At 83.2% G+C, this 250-nt stretch carries 1 pseudogene; it reads left to right on the top strand.

From position 1 onward, the window contains the following. Positions 1 to 250: pseudogene (locus WDW90_RS40290) on the top strand (hypothetical protein); the annotation flags it as partial.

Here is a 250-nt window from a genome sequence, read left to right as displayed (position 1 = left end):
GACCGCCGCCGCGACGGTGCCGGACGCCGCCGACGAGCTCCTGCGCGCGGCCCGGCCGCTTCCGGCCCCGCAGGCCGCACGGATCGTCCCGATGGTGCCGCTGCCGGTGCCGCGCCCGGCCGAGCTCCGGCAGCCGCCGGCGCGGCCGCGCCGGGCCGAGCGGCCGGCCGCGCCGCGCGTGCGCGCCGGGATCCGCGAGGATGCGGAGGCCGAGCGCTCCTTCTTCGAGACGGTGTTCGGCGCCCGGCCC

The organism is Methylobacterium nigriterrae, assembly GCF_037106235.1.
Classification (GTDB): domain Bacteria; phylum Pseudomonadota; class Alphaproteobacteria; order Rhizobiales; family Beijerinckiaceae; genus Methylobacterium; species Methylobacterium nigriterrae.
This window is presented reverse-complemented; position numbering and strand designations above follow the sequence as displayed.